This is a genomic window from Brachybacterium sillae, assembly GCF_025028335.1.
GTDB classification, from domain to species: Bacteria; Actinomycetota; Actinomycetes; order Actinomycetales; family Dermabacteraceae; genus Brachybacterium; species Brachybacterium sillae.
In genome coordinates this window covers 1,348,045-1,363,316 of the sequence record NZ_JAFEUW010000001.1, presented here as the reverse complement: position 1 = coordinate 1,363,316, position 15,272 = coordinate 1,348,045, and the positions used below count along the sequence as shown (strand labels likewise).

General features: G+C 66.0%; 11 protein-coding genes and 1 pseudogene. 11 read left to right on the top strand and 1 reads right to left on the bottom strand.

Going from position 1 to position 15,272, the window contains the following annotated elements; all coding sequences use genetic code 11:
- Positions 1-53 precede the first annotated feature (53 nt).
- The 3 genes from JSY14_RS06245 to JSY14_RS06235 all read left to right on the top strand — a co-directional run bounded on the left by JSY14_RS06245 (position 54) and on the right by JSY14_RS06235 (position 3,761).
- A complete protein-coding gene (locus tag JSY14_RS06245) occupies positions 54-1,331 on the top strand; it encodes a glycosyltransferase family 4 protein (RefSeq protein WP_259557928.1) in 1,278 nt (425 codons plus the stop codon).
- The gene (locus JSY14_RS06240; RefSeq protein ID WP_432803606.1) at positions 1,241-2,653 is read left to right on the top strand and encodes an IS1380 family transposase; all 1,413 of its coding nucleotides are present in this window, start codon (positions 1,241-1,243) and stop codon (positions 2,651-2,653) included. Before JSY14_RS06245 ends, JSY14_RS06240 begins: the two co-directional genes overlap by 91 nt.
- A 244-nt stretch (positions 2,654-2,897) precedes the next feature.
- Complete coding sequence (locus tag JSY14_RS06235) at positions 2,898-3,761, top strand: glycosyltransferase (RefSeq protein WP_259557927.1); 864 nt, start codon at positions 2,898-2,900, stop codon at positions 3,759-3,761.
- Between the two features lie 3 nt (positions 3,762-3,764).
- Here the strand turns inward: JSY14_RS06235 and JSY14_RS06230 are convergent, their stop codons facing one another.
- Positions 3,765-4,256, bottom strand: coding sequence for an acyltransferase (locus tag JSY14_RS06230; protein ID WP_432803650.1), 492 nt, complete (start codon positions 4,254-4,256; stop codon positions 3,765-3,767).
- A 211-nt stretch (positions 4,257-4,467) separates the two neighbouring features.
- Between JSY14_RS06230 and JSY14_RS06225 the strand changes: the two genes are divergently transcribed.
- The 8 genes and pseudogenes from JSY14_RS06225 to JSY14_RS12465 all read left to right on the top strand — a co-directional run.
- Positions 4,468-6,534, top strand: coding sequence for an NAD-dependent epimerase/dehydratase family protein (locus tag JSY14_RS06225; protein ID WP_259557925.1), 2,067 nt, complete (start codon positions 4,468-4,470; stop codon positions 6,532-6,534).
- Positions 6,535-6,577: 43 nt separating this feature from the next.
- The gene (locus JSY14_RS06220) at positions 6,578-7,516 is read left to right on the top strand and encodes a glycosyltransferase family 2 protein (RefSeq protein ID WP_259557924.1); all 939 of its coding nucleotides are present in this window, start codon (positions 6,578-6,580) and stop codon (positions 7,514-7,516) included.
- Between the two features lie 2 nt (positions 7,517-7,518).
- Complete coding sequence (locus JSY14_RS06215) at positions 7,519-8,664, top strand: glycosyltransferase (protein WP_259557923.1); 1,146 nt, start codon at positions 7,519-7,521, stop codon at positions 8,662-8,664.
- Positions 8,661-10,598, top strand: a complete 1,938-nt coding sequence (locus JSY14_RS06210; RefSeq protein ID WP_259557922.1) for an ABC transporter ATP-binding protein — start codon at positions 8,661-8,663, stop codon at positions 10,596-10,598. The genes JSY14_RS06215 and JSY14_RS06210 overlap by 4 nt, the downstream gene beginning before the upstream one ends.
- A 174-nt stretch (positions 10,599-10,772) precedes the next feature.
- Positions 10,773-11,396 (top strand): alpha-1,2-fucosyltransferase, encoded by a 624-nt coding sequence (locus JSY14_RS06205; protein ID WP_259557921.1) that lies wholly within the window; start codon positions 10,773-10,775, stop codon positions 11,394-11,396.
- A gap of 70 nt (positions 11,397-11,466) precedes the next feature.
- Positions 11,467-12,018 (top strand): glycosyltransferase family 2 protein, encoded by a 552-nt coding sequence (locus JSY14_RS06200; protein WP_349773593.1) that lies wholly within the window; start codon positions 11,467-11,469, stop codon positions 12,016-12,018.
- Positions 12,019-13,320: 1,302 nt separating this feature from the next.
- Entirely contained in the window at positions 13,321-14,850 is a 1,530-nt protein-coding gene (locus JSY14_RS06195) for a sugar transferase (protein ID WP_259557920.1), read from the top strand.
- A gap of 1 nt (position 14,851) precedes the next feature.
- Positions 14,852-15,247: pseudogene (locus JSY14_RS12465) on the top strand (VanZ family protein); the annotation flags it as partial.
- Positions 15,248-15,272: the final 25 nt, after the last annotated feature.

Here is a 15,272-nt window from a genome sequence, read left to right as displayed (position 1 = left end):
CTACGCTAGGGTCCCGATTGTCCGCCTTACCTGCGATGTGTACGGGAGAAACGATGCCCTCTGCGCGCGTCGCGATCGCCACCAACAACGGTGACATCGGTGGGGGTGAGGTGATGTTGTTGAACATCGCCGAGGCCCTCCGGTCCCTGGGCATCGAGGTGCTGGTGCTGGGCCCCACCGGCCCCGGTGACCTCGTGAGCGAAGCCCGAGATCGCGGTTTCGCCGTGGAGGCACTGCCGGCCGAGGGTCGCCGCGCCTGGATGGTGGCGCTCCTGCGGTGGAGACTGCGTCACCGCGATCTGCCGCTGTGGTGCAACGGGCTGGTGCCCTCCCTCGCCACCGCGGGCATCGGTCCGCGGCTGGTGCATCTGCACATCGTCCCCGAGGGGCTGCAGCGGCCGGCCGCTCGGATCGCGCAGTTCGGCGCGCGTCGCACCGTGGTGATCTCCGAGTTCATGCGTGGCCGGCTCGGCGGTGGCACGGTGCTGCACAACTGGACCGAGGAGATATCTTTCCGCCCTCGCCCGCTGCCTGAGCGGGGGCCGGTGCGGATCGGCTTCCTCGGGCGCCTCACGCGGGACAAGGGAGTCCATGTTCTGGCCGAGGCAGTCGATCGCCTGCGTCGGGAGCACGGCCTCGATGTCCGTCTCGTCCTGGCCGGGGCCAACCGTTTCGGGGATGCGGAGGATGACCGCGTCATCTCCGCAGCGCTGGCACCCCTCGGGGACGCCGTGGAGCGACTCGGCTGGGTGGACCGCACGGAGTTCTTCGCCGGCATCGACGTCGCAGTGTTCCCCTCCGTCTGGGAGGAACCCTTCGGGCTGGTGGCCGCCGAGGCGATGGCCGCCGGCATCCCCTTCGTGATCAGCCGCAGCGGCGCGCTCCCCGAGGTCACCGGATCGGAGCACCCGTGGGTCGTGCGGCCCGGCGATTCCGCGGATCTTGCGCGGGCTCTCTTTCGCCTGCTGCGGGAAAGTGGGCCTGATTCCCTGGGCCCTGAGCTCAAGCGAGCTCGTCGACGGTGGGAACGGGAATTCTCCCCCTCGGCCGGGCGCCAGCGCGTGGCACTCCTGCTCGCCGACCTCCCGCGCTCCGCGGGCGCTCTCTCTGTCACTCTAGCCTCGAGATTTCACGGGGGTGTGGTCTCGACCGGCGGAATGAATGGCGAAAGGTGCTCCTGGCCTGGGATGATACGAGGTGTTGAGACCCGTACCCATCCGCTGGAAGGAGCACCTTTCAGGTGTCCCACCCTACCTTGTTCTTCTACCCCCGCCCGCGCGTGGACATCGCTGAGGTCCCCGCGGTCTCACACGCCGGCGCGGTGCTGCTGACCGACACGATCCACGCCACCGGCCTCGCCTCTTCGCTGCGGGAAGCACTGGCTCCTTGGACGAAACCGCTGGCCGAGCACCACGCGGCGAAGGTCCTGCTGGACCTCGCACTCACTCTCGCAATCGGCGGCGAGCACGCTTCGGATACTGATCTGCTGCGATGCGAACCGGACCTGTTCGGAGACGTCGCCTCGACCCCCACGATCTCCCGCACGCTCACCACCCTCGCCCAGGACGCGCCCACCGTGATCGAGGCGATCTCCCAGGCCCGCCGGGCCGCGCGGGAAAGAGCCTGGACCCTCGCCGGAGCGCATTCCCCGGCTGCGGGGGTCAGTGCGAAGAACCCGCTGGTCGTCGACCTCGATGCCACCCTGATCAACGTCCACAGTGAGAAGGAGCAGGCCGCACCGACGTTCAAACGCGGCTTCGGATACCACCCTCTGTGCGCGTTCCTGGACCACGGCAGCGAAGGGACCGGGGAACCACTGGCGATCCACCTGCGCCCCGGCAACGCCGGCTCGAACACCGCCGCTGATCACATCACCGTCACCCGGCAGGCCCTCGCGCAGCTGCCTGCGGGCCTGCTGGCCCGGGGCGGGCGGGGGTCGAAGAAGATCCTGATCCGCACCGACGGAGCCGGCGGCACCAAGGACTTCCTGGCCTGGCTCCAGCGGCAGCGTCTGGCCTACTCAGTCGGGTTCACCCTCCCCGCGAACACCCCTGACCTGCTGGAACGTATCGATGAGGCGCAGGCGTGGACTCCCGCCTATGACACCGATACCGACGGGATCCGCGAGGGGGCGTGGGTGGCGGAGCTGACCGGACTGCTGGACCTGTCCGGGTGGCCTGCCGGGATGCGGGTGATCGTGCGGAAGGAACGTCCTCATCCTGGGGCGCAGCTGCGGATCACCGATCACGAGGGGATGCGCATCACCGCGTTCGCGACCAACTCCCCGCGCGGCCAGCTCCCGGTCTTGGAGCTGCGGCACCGTCGCCGTGCACGCTGCGAGGACCGGATCCGTAACGCCAAGGACATGGGCCTTGAGAAGTTCCCGTTGCAGGGCTTCGCGCAGAACCAGGTCTGGTGCCAGATCGTCCAGCTCGCCAGCGAGCTCGTCGCCTGGATGCAGACCATCGCGCTGACCGGCCATGATGCACGGAAGTGGGAGCCCAAACGGCTCCGCGCACGGCTGTTCGAGATCCCCGCGACCCTCGTGCGCCGCGCCCGGCACAAGGTCCTCCACCTCGCCGAACATGCACCCGAAGCCGTGAGGGTCCTGACCGGCGTCAACCGGCTCCGCACCACCGTCGCACAGACCTAACCCGGCGAGACCACCCGCCCCACCGACCAGCATCAACCTCTCGGGAGTGGAACCCGACCGCCCGCAACGGACACTGCGACGATCTGTCATACCCGAATGCCACAATCAGCAGCTCAACACCGGCAACGACGCCGACCGTCCCCGCTCACCAGCCCCATGAAACATCGAGGCTAGACTTGGCGGGGATGCGCGTGGCCGAGTAGCGCACGGGCCACCTCGTCCCCGATCTTCCGAGGAGTGCATCATGACTGAGTCCCTGGACGCCAGTGTGGTGATCACTGCGTACAACAACGCCGGCACCTTGGGTGAGCAGCTCGACGCCCTGGCGGCGCAGCGCACCACCGCCCGGTGGGAGCTGATCATCGCCGACAACGGCTCGACGGACGGCACGGCCGCGCTGGTGGATTCCCGTGCTGCGGCTTTTCCCGTGCCGCTTCGCCGGGTCGATGCCTCGGCCGTTGCGGGAGTGCCGCACGCCCGTAATGCGGGTGTGGCCGCTGCGGTCGGATCTCTGATCCTCTTCTGCGATGCCGACGATCGGGTGGCGGAGGATTGGGTGGAGCAGGGCATCCGCGCCCTCGACGGCGGCGCCGATTGCGCCGGAGGGGCACTGCGTGAACTGCGCACTCCATTCGACCCGGGAGCGCCCTTGCTACCCCGGTCCGCCTACGTCGCGACCGCTCGTGGAGGCGGTGTGATCGGTTGCAACATGGTGATGCGGCGTAGCCTGCTCCAGGAACTCGGTGGGTTCGACGAGACCCTGCCGCGATATGGCGGGGACGACTCCGAGTTCTCCCTGCGTATGAACCTCGCGGGAGCTCGGATAATCCCCGCCCCCGACATGGTCGTGTACTTCCGCGCCACCACCGATCCGCGGCAGATTCTCCGCAAGGTCTATCTGGGGTCGCTGGCCGAAGTGGAGATCTGGCGCCGCCATCCTGAGCTCTATGCCGCGCAGCTGGAGCGGGGATACCTGCTGTGGGAAACCCTTTCGCTTCCGCGCACTCTCGTGGCGGCGCGCCGTCGGGGCGGGAACCGTGCCCTCGCTCGGCAGGCGGTGCGGTGGGCGGCCCACCTCCGGGCCGGGCTGGGGCCGCGCCGGCACTGAAGGTCAGCGCGGGGTGGAGCGCAACGGACGCGCCGGGACACCGCCGACGACCTCCCCGGGGGCGACATCCCGGGTGACGACGGCCCCGGCACCCACGGTGGCGCCGTCGCCGATGGTCACGCCACCGAGCACGCAGACGTTCTGCCCGAGGAACACGTGGTCGCCGATCGTCACCGTTCCGGCGTCGCGGATCTCGTGTCGATCGGTGCGGCCGTGCTCACTGGAGGAGACGAAGACGTTGTCGGCGAAGACGCAGCCCCGCCCGATGGTGACGTCCGAGACCGCGTGGAGATGGCAGTTGTTGCCCAGATAGGTGCCGTCGCCGATACTCAGGGGGCCTGAATGGCCGGGCTCGGCGTCGAGCCACGCTCCGGTGAACACCACCACGTCCTCACCGATGGAGATGCGGTCGAGGTTCCGCAGTGAGCGGGGGGCGACGATCACTGATCGAGCGCCGAAGCGCGCGAAGGCGGCGGAGTAGACGGTCCGGGACATCGCCGCGGACAGGTGCCAGCGCAGAGAGGGGCGCAGGGTGGCGATGCGGCGCGCGGCGTGACCTGTGAGGGACAACCCAGGACCTCTTCTCCGTTGCGACTCGTGCTCTGTGACTCTCGTCAGGCGGCGCGGTCGGTGGTGACCGGCCCGTTACCATCGTGACCGGAATACGCCGTTTCAGCCAAGCACGCCGAAGGACGCACGAGGGATCATGACCCTACTCATCACCGGCGGGGCGGGCTTCATCGGGCAGCATCTCGCCCGCCTGCTCGTCGCCGACGGCCACCAGGTCGCCGCACTCGACTCGCTCCATCCGCAGGTGCACCTGGATCCGGAGGCCGCTGCAGAGGCCTTCCCCGGTGCCGTCCATCGCGGCGACGTCAGTGACGAAGCCGCCTGGGCGCAGCCGGGGGACGACATCGAGGCGATCATCCATCTCGCCGCGGAGACCGGTACCGGCCAGTCGATGTACGAACAGGACCGCTACCACCGCGCGAACGTCGAGGGCACCCGCCTTGCCGCCCGAGAGGCTGTGCGCCGAGGTGTGCCGCTGGTGTCGCTCAGCTCCCGCGCCGTCTACGGGGAGGGTCGCCACGAGTGCCCCGAGCACGCCACCACCTTCGGGGCCGTCTGCTGCGAACGCGCCGTGCCCGCGGACTCCACCGAGGACGACCCCCACCGCCCCGTCTCGGTGTACGGGGAGACCAAGTCGCTCGCCGAGGAGGCCGCCCGCCAGGAGATCGCCGGCCGGGTGGGTCTGGGCATCGTCCGCCCCCAGAACGTCATCGGCCCGGGCCAGGCCCTCCACAACCCATACACCGGTGTCCTCGCCGCGTTCCTCGCCCGACTGCGGGAGGGCCGCCCCCTGTCGATCTACGGCGACGGCTCCCAGACCCGCGACTTCGTCCACGTGCAGGATGTCACTCGGATCATCGCGTGGGTCCTGACGTCAGTGCGGGACGGCGGGGAGCTGGTGGTCAACGCCGGCACCGGGCAGCGCATCACCCTGCTGCAGCTCGCCGAATACTCCATCGCCGGGTCCCCCGGGCCGAAGGTGCCGATCGAGCACGTGGAAGTGCACCGCGCGGGGGACATCCAGGACGCCAACGCCGACATGAGCCGCGTCCGCGAGCTCGGTGGCCCGCTGCCGCGAATCTCCCCGCAGGACGCGGTCGCGGACTTCATCCGCTCTTCCTGGGAGAACAGCCCGTGCCCGCCGGGGCAACCGGGAGGCGACTCTCAGAGATCCGCTAGCGAAGTGCGTCGCGTCGTGGCCCCTCGGCGATTGCTGATTGTCAGCCCCTCGTTCCACGGGTACGACGCCGCCGTCGCGGCGGCGTTCACGGAGCTCGGGTTCGACGTCACCACGCACCTGTATGACAAGTTCGCGGGGGTCGGTGCGAAGCTTCATAACAAGCTCGTTCTGGAGCTGCCGGAGCAGGTTGGGCGCGACACCACCGCGCAGCGTGAACAGCGTGCGGCGCGGGGTGTGATCGAGGCCGTGCGCACGGTGCATCCCGACGTGGTGCTCGTCATCAAAGGTGACGTGCTACCCGATACCGTCTGGGAGGCCTTTGACCAGCACGGGGCGGCGACGGTGCTGTGGCTGTATGACGAGGTGCGCCGCACCCGGTGGGAACGGGAGCGGCTGACACTGCCCGGCCGGGTGGCGAGCTACTCTCCGCTGGACTGCCTGGCGTTTCAGCAGCAGGGGATCGATGCCGTGCACGTCCCGGATGGTTTCGACCATCTGCTGGAGGTGGCACACCGACCCGCCACCGACGAGACCACCTTCATTGGCGCGCTCTACCCGAATCGCAGCCGGGTGCTCGAGGCGATCGCGGCGGCTGGGTTGCCCGTGCGGGCTTACGGGCGTAGCTGGTCGCATGACCTGCGCGACCGCGCTCGCACCTGGGGCAGCGCCCGCCCCGCGATCCCTGCGGGCCGCGACCTGCCGCGGGCCGCGGCCTACGGCGTGATGGCGGCAAGCCGGGCCACCCTCAACATTCACCGGGACCAGGACGGCTTCACCATGCGCACCTTCGAGGCGTGCGGGGTGGGGGCAGTGCAGCTCATTGACCGCCAAGACGTCGCTATGCACTACGAGCCGGGCGAGGAGCTGCTGGTCTTCGAGTCCCCCGAAGAAGCCGTCGATCACGTCCGCCGACTGGAACGGGATGCCTCCCTCGCCGCTCGTCTGCGCGAGGCGGGACGCCGACGCACGCTGGCTGAGCACACCCTCGTGCATCGCGCCCGCACCCTCGCCGACCTGTGGTGAGACGCCACTGCCCCCTCGGCCTCGACACTCAGGAGCCGTGAGCATGACCCAGCCCGTCGCATCCGTGATCGTCCCCTCCTACCGCGGCGCCGAGCGTCTGCCGGCGTTGCTCGACTCCCTGGCCCACCAGCAGGCCGGCACCCCCGCCTTCGAGGTGATCGTGGTGATCGACGGGGTCGACGACGGATCGGTGAAGATCGTCGAATCGGAGACCAGATTTCCTATCCAGTGCATCCAGTTCCCGGAGAATCGCGGCAGGGTGGCGGCCCTGAATGCTGGCTTTGAGAAAGCTTCAGGGGATATCTTGATACGCTGCGACGACGACCTCGTGCCCCAGCAAGATTACGTGGCACGGCACGTCGCAGCACACTCGGCGCACTCCTGTGGCGTTGTGGGACTATATCGCAATGTCTTCGCCCAGACCAGGTACTCCGAGGTGTACGGAGAATCAGCCCAGAAGAAGTTTCTTGAGGCCGCCTACAGGACCCCTGACGATCAGGTGTGGCGTTACTGGGCTGGAAACTGCTCCATCAGTCGGCATGTCTGGGAAGTGGTTGGCGAGTACGATCCGACCTACCGCCTCTACGGTTGGGAGGATGTCGATTACGGGTACAGGATATGGCGAGAAGGCTTCCCGGTTATTCTCGACCAAAGCCTTGAAACACCCCACCGGGTCGCTGCTGTTACGGCGGCCGGAAGGGCTCAGCGGGCTGTGTACTCAGGCGCCGCTCGGAGGATTTTCGAGCGCAAGTTTCCCGATACACCCCTTCCTGCGGCCGCGCCGGACTGGACGCTGTGGAATATCGCCGTTCGTTGCGCTTCCCCAGTGGTGGCCCGGCATCCGCGCGCTGTCGGGGGGTTTGTTGATTTCGTTTTGAGATTCGCCCCGCCCGCGCTCGGTCGAAAATTGGTAGCCGTGGTCGTCGAAGGCGCCGCCTGGGGAGGCTACAAAACTGCTCGTCATCACCGGGAGGTGTTCTGACCATGCCGAAAGTCGTCATCGCCCACGACTACCTCACCCAGCGCGGCGGCGCTGAGCGCGTGGTCGCCTCCCTGGCGAAGGCCTTCCCGGAGGCGGAGATCTGGACGCAGTTCTATGAGCCCGACCAGACCTACCCCGAGTTCCAGGACCGGGTGGTCCACACCAGCCCCCTGAATAGCATCGGCATCTTCCGGCGAGATCCGCGTCTGGCGCTGCCGATCCTCCCCCTCACCTCGTGGCTGCTACGGCCACCGGGGGATGTGGTCGTCGCGTCCTCGACGGGCTGGGCGCACGGGTACCGCACCCGGGGCCGGAAGGTCGTGTACTGCCATTCCCCGGCCCGCTGGCTGTACCTACCGGAGGACTACCTGGGGGATGCCGGGCGCTGGGATCCCAAGCGGATCGTGCTGGCACTGGTCACGCCGTTGCATCGGATCTGGGACCGTCGCGCGGCCCTGAGCGCCAACGTCTATCTCGCCAACTCGACCGTGGTCCGCGATCGGATCCGCCGCGTCTACGGTCTGCCAGCCACCGTGGTGCCCCCGCCGTTCAGCCCTGCCGTGGCCGAGGGGTCGAAGGACCCGATCCCGCAGCTCGCCGGGTGGGCCGGGGCCGACGGCACCGAGGGCGGTCACTACCTGGTGGTCTCCCGACTGCTGCCCTACAAGCACGTCGATCGCGTGATCGAGGCATTCCGCGATCTGCCCGAGGCGCGTCTGCTGGTGATCGGCAAGGGGCCTGAGGGGGAGCGTCTACGGGCCCTGGCTCCACAGAACGTGCGCCTGGTCGAGGGGCTCAGCGACGCCCAAATGCGCTGGGCTTACGGCACCGCCCGCGCGCTGATCGCTGCCAGCCATGAGGACTTCGGCCTTACTCCCCTCGAGGCGGGAGCCCACGGGGTGCCGACGCTCGCGCTGCGCGCCGGCGGGTACCTCGACACCATCCGGGAGGGGGTGAACGGGGTGTTCTTCGACGCACCAGAGGTCGAGAGCATCCGGGAGGGTGTGCAGAAGCTGGCGGATCGGGCACCCTGGGACCCGCAGATCATCCGCCAACACACGGACCGATTTTCGGAGGAGCGGTTCATCACCGCCATTCGGGAAGCGATGCGACAGGTCGCCGGAGAGGGAGAGATCAAGGACGCATGACCAGCAAGGGACCCGCCACGAGCGCCGACGCTACTCCGACCGATGCCCACGAGTACCCGTCAACATGGCGCATGCTGCGGCGTGTATTGGACCGCGCCGCCCAGCGCAAGCTGGTTCTGGCGGCCCTGATTTCGATGGTTCTTGCGCTTATGGAGACCGCAGCGATCGTCATCGTGCTTCCGGTAGTGAACCTGGCCACCGGCGCCCCCTTTAATTCTGGCATCCTGGGGATACTGTGGGACCTTTTCGGACGGCCTGACCGTACTCTGTACGGGTTGATCCTGGTGTTGTTCGTGGTGATCACGTTCATTGGCAAAGACGTCGCGACGATGGTCTTCAATTGGTGGCAGTCTGGGTTTATTGCGAGGCAGCGCGCGGAGCTGTCCACCCGTCTGTTCCGCGCCGTCATGAGGGAGGATTACACGCGCTATCGTCTACGATCGGTAAGCGAGTCCTACCGAACTATGACGGCAGCAGTATCCCAGGTGTACGGGTCCGTTGTCGGGGGCATGATCAACATGGTCTCCGCAGGGCTTACGGTAGTTGCTATCGTTGTCGCGTTGCTGGTCACCACCCCCGTCCAAGCACTTATTGCTCTGATATTCTTCGGTGCGGCCGCTCTGAGCTATGTACGGTTCGTCAAACCGAAACTGACTGCGGCCGGGCAGCAGGTCCTCGACGGTTCGGTAGAGATGACTCTTGGGGCCATGCAGGGACTCAACGGCTTTAAAGAAATCAAGCTCCGACAATCGGAAGAATACTTTATTGGGCGGTTCGCGCGTGGCGTCAGGACCCTAGAGCAAGGCGCCCGACTAGGCAACTACTATTCTTCCGTAACTAAGTATCTCCTGGAGATACTTTTCATTTTGGGTATTGGCGCCCTTTTGGTGTACAGCTTTTCCGTCGGGGAAGCCGCTCAGGCGGTGGGTTCACTCGCTGTTTTTGTCGCGGCAGGATTCCGCCTTCTTCCGAACATCTCGAATTTGGTCACCGCGGTGAATAACCTGCGTCTCGGCAATCCCTCGCTGAGACTTGTCTACGACGAACTGGATAGCCTTGACGAGGGCCTGGGCGATACCGGCATGGGCCGTGAAGGGCTGCGGTCGGTGGCGCCCGTGGGGTCCATCGCGAGCAGGGAGACCCCCGCCCCAATGCTCCGCCGCGAAATCCGGTTCGACAACGTATATTTCCGGTATCCCGGCGGCCGCGATGACGTTCTAAAGGGAATCGACCTCCGGATACCGTTCGGGTCGTCCATCGCGTTCGTCGGAGGATCAGGTGCAGGCAAAACGACCATGGTCGATCTGCTGTTGGGTCTTCACCTTCCCACGTCGGGTCGCATCACGATCGATGGCAAGGACATGCAGGAGCATCGCCTTGCGTGGCAACGTCAATGCGCAATGGTAGCCCAGGATGTGTTCGTGACCGAGGACAGCGTGCTGCAGAACATCCTGTTCGATGTGCCCACCTCAGAGGTGGACCGTGTTCGCCTGGACGATGTAGTCGCCCGGTCCCAGCTCGGTGACCTCGTCTCGACGCTGCCCCAGGGCCTGGAAACCTCAGCAGGAGACTGGGGGAGCAGACTCTCCGGTGGACAGAAGCAACGCGTGGGAATCGCGCGAGCGCTCTACCGCAATCCACGCCTCCTGGTTCTGGACGAGGCAACGTCCGCCCTCGATAACGAGACCGAGCGGCGCATCACTGACACCATCGACGCCCTTCATGGCGAGGTCACGGTCGTTGTTGTAGCCCACCGCCTTTCGACGGTCAAAAACGTCGACATGGTGGTGTTTCTCCAGGGTGGTCGCGTCAGCGGCGCGGGAACGTTCGACGAGCTCACGCGCAGCAACAAGGATTTCGCTGAATTGGTGCGCTTGGGGGATCTCAGTGGCTCTTCGGCTTCACAGGCGAGGGAATCCCGGGGTCAAGCATGAGTGACAATGCTTCGCCACAGGTTTCCGCGGCACCGAGGGAGACGTCGTGACGGCATCACGCTCGCTGGCGGGGTCCACAGCACGGCGGATTGTCCGCCCCGCCTTGCATGTCGTGCGGGAACGCCTCGGGCGGCGTGTGACCGTCCGCCCCCCTCGGGAGCCAACGGCGGCAACTTGCTCTACTTGTGGCAGGAGGCTTACATCTCGCTACACGACGGCGAGCCGTTTTTCCTTCTGCAGAACGACCGAATGGTGCCGTGGTTGCAGGAATTTCCGCTTTTGCGTGAGCTGAGCATTCTCGAGGCTGAACAGCGCTTTTTGGACCGCCGGAAGGAAGGGTATCCTAATAAGTTCGGCATCCACTTCACACGGGCAGACAACGAGCTGTTCTGTCGGCGTCTTATTGAAAGCTCTGAATCATTTCGGAGGCGGATGGACCGGGTACGGGCGGAGTTGCGGCCGCAGACGTGTGTCGTGAACGTCAGGCGAGGCGATTATTACACGGTTCCGGAATTTACCGCGCGCTACGCCCTCGACATTGAGGGGCATGTCGGTGAAGCGCTCGAGCTCGTGCGGGGTAGCGGCCGCTCAACCGACGACGTGTTGGTGATTTCTGATGACGTGGCCTGGTGCCGAGAGAACCTGACACGGGTGGCCGGAAAGTTCCGGACGTTGTCTCGCCGCGAGGATATGTTTGACGATCTCGCGGCGCTCGCTACTGCGCCAACTCTAGTCCTGGCTAATTCGACATTCTCCTATTGGGGGCATATATCGCCCAGACTCTCGCACCCGGAGTGATGGTAGTTGCTCCGCCTTATCACGAGATCGTTCCTCGCCGCGGGCCAATCAGCGTAGAAATGGACCCGTTGTGGGTTCGGACCCAAGCGTGACCGCGCAAAAATGCCGCCCGGTTAACGGCACAGATCCGGCGGCATATTTAGAGAGGAATAGTAGTGTGACCGAAGTGCCTCAACTTTCCGTTATTATCCCGTGCTTCGATAGCGGTGAAGGGCTGAAAGATCAGTTATCGATGCTTGTAGATCAAAACGACGCCCCTAGCAGAGAAATCCTCCTGTGCGACAATGGCGGAAACCCATGGCTGAATGAATACGTGGATTCAATGGCCGAACTTCCGGAAGGGGTCGACATTCGCGTCGTGGACGCCCAGACTAGGCCTGGCGCCGCCTACGCTCGAAATCGTGGGATCGCTGAGGCCCGGGCCGCAAAATTGGCGTTTTGTGATGACGACGATTTGGTGCACCCCGATTGGTGTCGTCTTGCCTCCAGACTCCTGGACGAGTACGAGGTCGTCTCCGGGGGGTGGTGGTGCGAACGGATGCAGAGCTCGAAGGCTTGTCGCTTGAGAAAAAACTCCAACTACTCGTCGAGGCGACCAGTGATGTTCCTCCGCGCCCAGTAGGGCGAGGCGCTATGGGCCCCGCTCTTATGGGGGGAACTTTGCCGCCCGGAGGAATGCGCTGAGAATAGTCGGAGGTTTCGATGCAGGACTCGTGGACGGTGGGGAAGACAACGACCTGGGCTACCGTCTGTCTGCGGCCGGTTTGACGATCATGGATTGCGGCGCGATGAGTATTCTCTACATTCGCCCTGACGTGCCTGCCGCGCGCGCCCGCGCCAACAGGAAAGCGGGCCAAGCGTTGGCGCGTGCGACAGCCGCTCGTCATGCTTGGAACCAGGTGCCAGTTCTGCGCCGCCCTCCCGTGCTCGAGCTGGTAAAGGTTATCGTTGCGGCGGGGGCTATGGCTGTATGCCTCAAGCCGAAGGATCCGGCCGGGGTGTTAGACCGCGGGGCGACAGTGTGGGGGCTGATGCATGGGTGGATCCAGTACCGGCTCCTCCGTCGAGATCCCGGTTCTGCGGTTGGTCTAGGGATGGAGCCGTCTCAGGCGACGGAAATGCAGCCTCGGAACTAGGTATATCCGGTCGTGCTGTTACGTGTTGGACATCACAATCGTCGCCAGAATGCGTTGGGTTTGCTGCTCCGTAACAAAGGGTGCTGTGAGGGTGGGCGGTGCACGGTCTCTGACACTGCTGAACGCAGGGGGAGATGAGCGCTGTGCCTCGTACCTCGTATGGAGGGCTCGATGACGATGTTGCTCGCATCCGCGGGAACTGCGAACTTGGTCTTGGAAAGTTTGAGCTCGCGAGTGGGTTTGTAATCTCAGTGGTGTGGTTGGCCAACTGTGCCGCGAGGGTTCTATCAGTGGTGGCAGGCGCCCCGGCGTGGCCTGGTAGTAGTGGAATGCGGTGTGTCGGCGGACGTGTTTGTCATTGTAGTCGGATGAGTTCCTCGACCTCAGGGTCGATTAATGCTCACAGCGGATGGCGCTGCGAAACGGCCTAAAGCGCAGTGAGTCAGCTTGCCTCTAAGACGCGCTGGTTTGGGTCGTCGGTGTGCGCTGGCGTGGGCCTGTGCCTCCTACGGACGGTGGGCCGGCGGGGTTCCATCGCACCGGTGTCGCTCGTTTGAGGGTATCCACGACCGTCGAGGCGTGTCCGTTCAGTGTGGTGGCCTTCGGTGGCTTGCGAAGGGGCCTCCTCGATGGGTTGGCCGCACCCTCTGAACCGGGCATTCCGTACACTGCTGTGGCGACGTGATGTGTCCGGCGTCGCCCGTGGCCTCGATGGCTACTCGGTGGATACTGGTGCGCAGTGGTGCAGGTCAGGGTTTGATGTGTTCTCAGGGGAAACGGAGGTCTCCGTGGCAGTGATCGACGATGCCGTGGCGTCGCCGTCGGCGAACGGAGCCGTGGACCCCGCCTCCGTGCAGGGTGTACTCCCCGATCAGCGCTTCTCCAGTTTCGACCGTATCCGTCACCTGCGGCGTCTGGCGGCGGGCTGCTTGGTGGCGGCGGACCTCCTCATGCTCAGCCTGGCGATGCTCCTGGCGTACGTGCTGCGCCAGTCCGTTCCCGGACTGGGGCACGCCGGTGACCTCTCTGAGAATGTCGCGGTCGGTTCCTGGATCCTGCTGGCCGCGTGGCTGGCGGCGATCTCCCTGTTCGGCGGTTACTCCGCGCGCCTGCTCACCTCGGGGCCGGAGATCTTCCGCAACGTGCTGCACGCGAGCCTCGCGGCGGCCGGTATCACCGGTACCGCCATGTACCTCATGGGCATCGAGCTCTCCCGTGCCTACTTCGTGGTGTTCTTCCTCGTCGGCCCGGTGCTGCTGCTGCTCAACCGGTACATCGGGCGGCTGATTATCAACCGCTCCCGCACCCGGGGCCACTTCCGCCAGGCCGTGGTGGCCGTCGGCACTCTCCCGCATATCTCCGGGATCGCCAGCACCCTGCAGCGCGAGACCTGGCTGGGGTACGAGATCACCGGTGTGATCGTGCCCCCGGGTGATGCGACGAGCTGCCTGGACTGCCCCTACCCGATCCTCGGCGATGAGACGGATCTGCTGGAGCTGGTGCGCCGCGAACGCCCCGCCGTTCTGCTGTTCACCGCCGGGTCTGCCGCCAGTGCCGAGGAGTTTCGCCGCACCGCCTGGCAGCTGGAGGACCTCGCGATCGACGTGATCGTGGTGCCCGCTCTCACGGAGGTCGCCAGCGACCGCGTGCGCATGCGCCCCGTGGCGGGTCTTCCGCTGGTCCACATGGACCTTCCGCGGGCCACCGCCTCGCTGAAGTGGTCCAAGCGGTTGTTCGACATCGTCGCCAGCGCCGGTCTGCTGCTGGTGCTGTCCCCGCTGCTGCTGGTGATCGCCCTGTCCGTGAAGCTCACCGACGGCGGCCCGATCATCTTCCGGCAGCAGCGCGTGGGCCGCGGCGGCGAGCCCTTCGAGTTTCTGAAGTTCCGCTCCATGGTCACCGACGCCGAGGAACGTCTGAAGCGGATGCTCGCCGAGGGCGGGCAGGATCGCGGCAACGACGTCATGTTCAAGATGGCCGACGACCCCCGCATCACCCCGGCCGGGTGGTTCCTGCGCCGCTACTCGCTGGATGAACTGCCGCAGCTGTGGAACGTGCTGCGCGGGGACATGAGCCTGGTGGGCCCACGCCCGGCGCTGCCCAATGAGGTCGACGCCTACGACGACGATGCCCGCCGCCGCCTCACCGTCCGCCCCGGGATCACCGGCCTGTGGCAGGTCTCCGGCCGCAGTGACCTCTCGTGGAACGAGACCGTGCGCCTGGACCTCTACTACGTCGACAACTGGTCGTTCACGCAGGACATGCAGATCCTGCTGCGCACCGTCCGGGCCGTGCTCGCGCCCTCCGGGGCGTACTGAGATGCCCGACCAGCAGTCCCGCGCCTTCAGCTCCGGACCGCGTCTGCGGGCCCTGCGCCTGGCCGCCGTCGCCCTGTTGCTCACCTACCCCGTGGCCGCTGCGGTCTTGCTTCTCGCCAGCGACGGCTGGGCGGTGAACCGGCTGAACGTCGCCATCTGGGTGCGCGTGGTGACGGTGCTGCCGATCACCGGCCTCACCCCCGAGATGTTCGCCGCCTTCGCCAACGTGCTGCTGTTCATCCCACCGTTCGCGGCACTCGCCGCTCTGCTGCCGCGATGGTGGTGGCCGACGCTGGGGCTCGCCCTCAGCAGCACCGTGGAGATCTACCAGTCGGGCATCGGCACCCGCACCCCGGATATCGGGGACGTCGTCACGAACACTCTCGGGGCGGTGCTCGGCACCGTCGTCGGCCTGGCGCTGT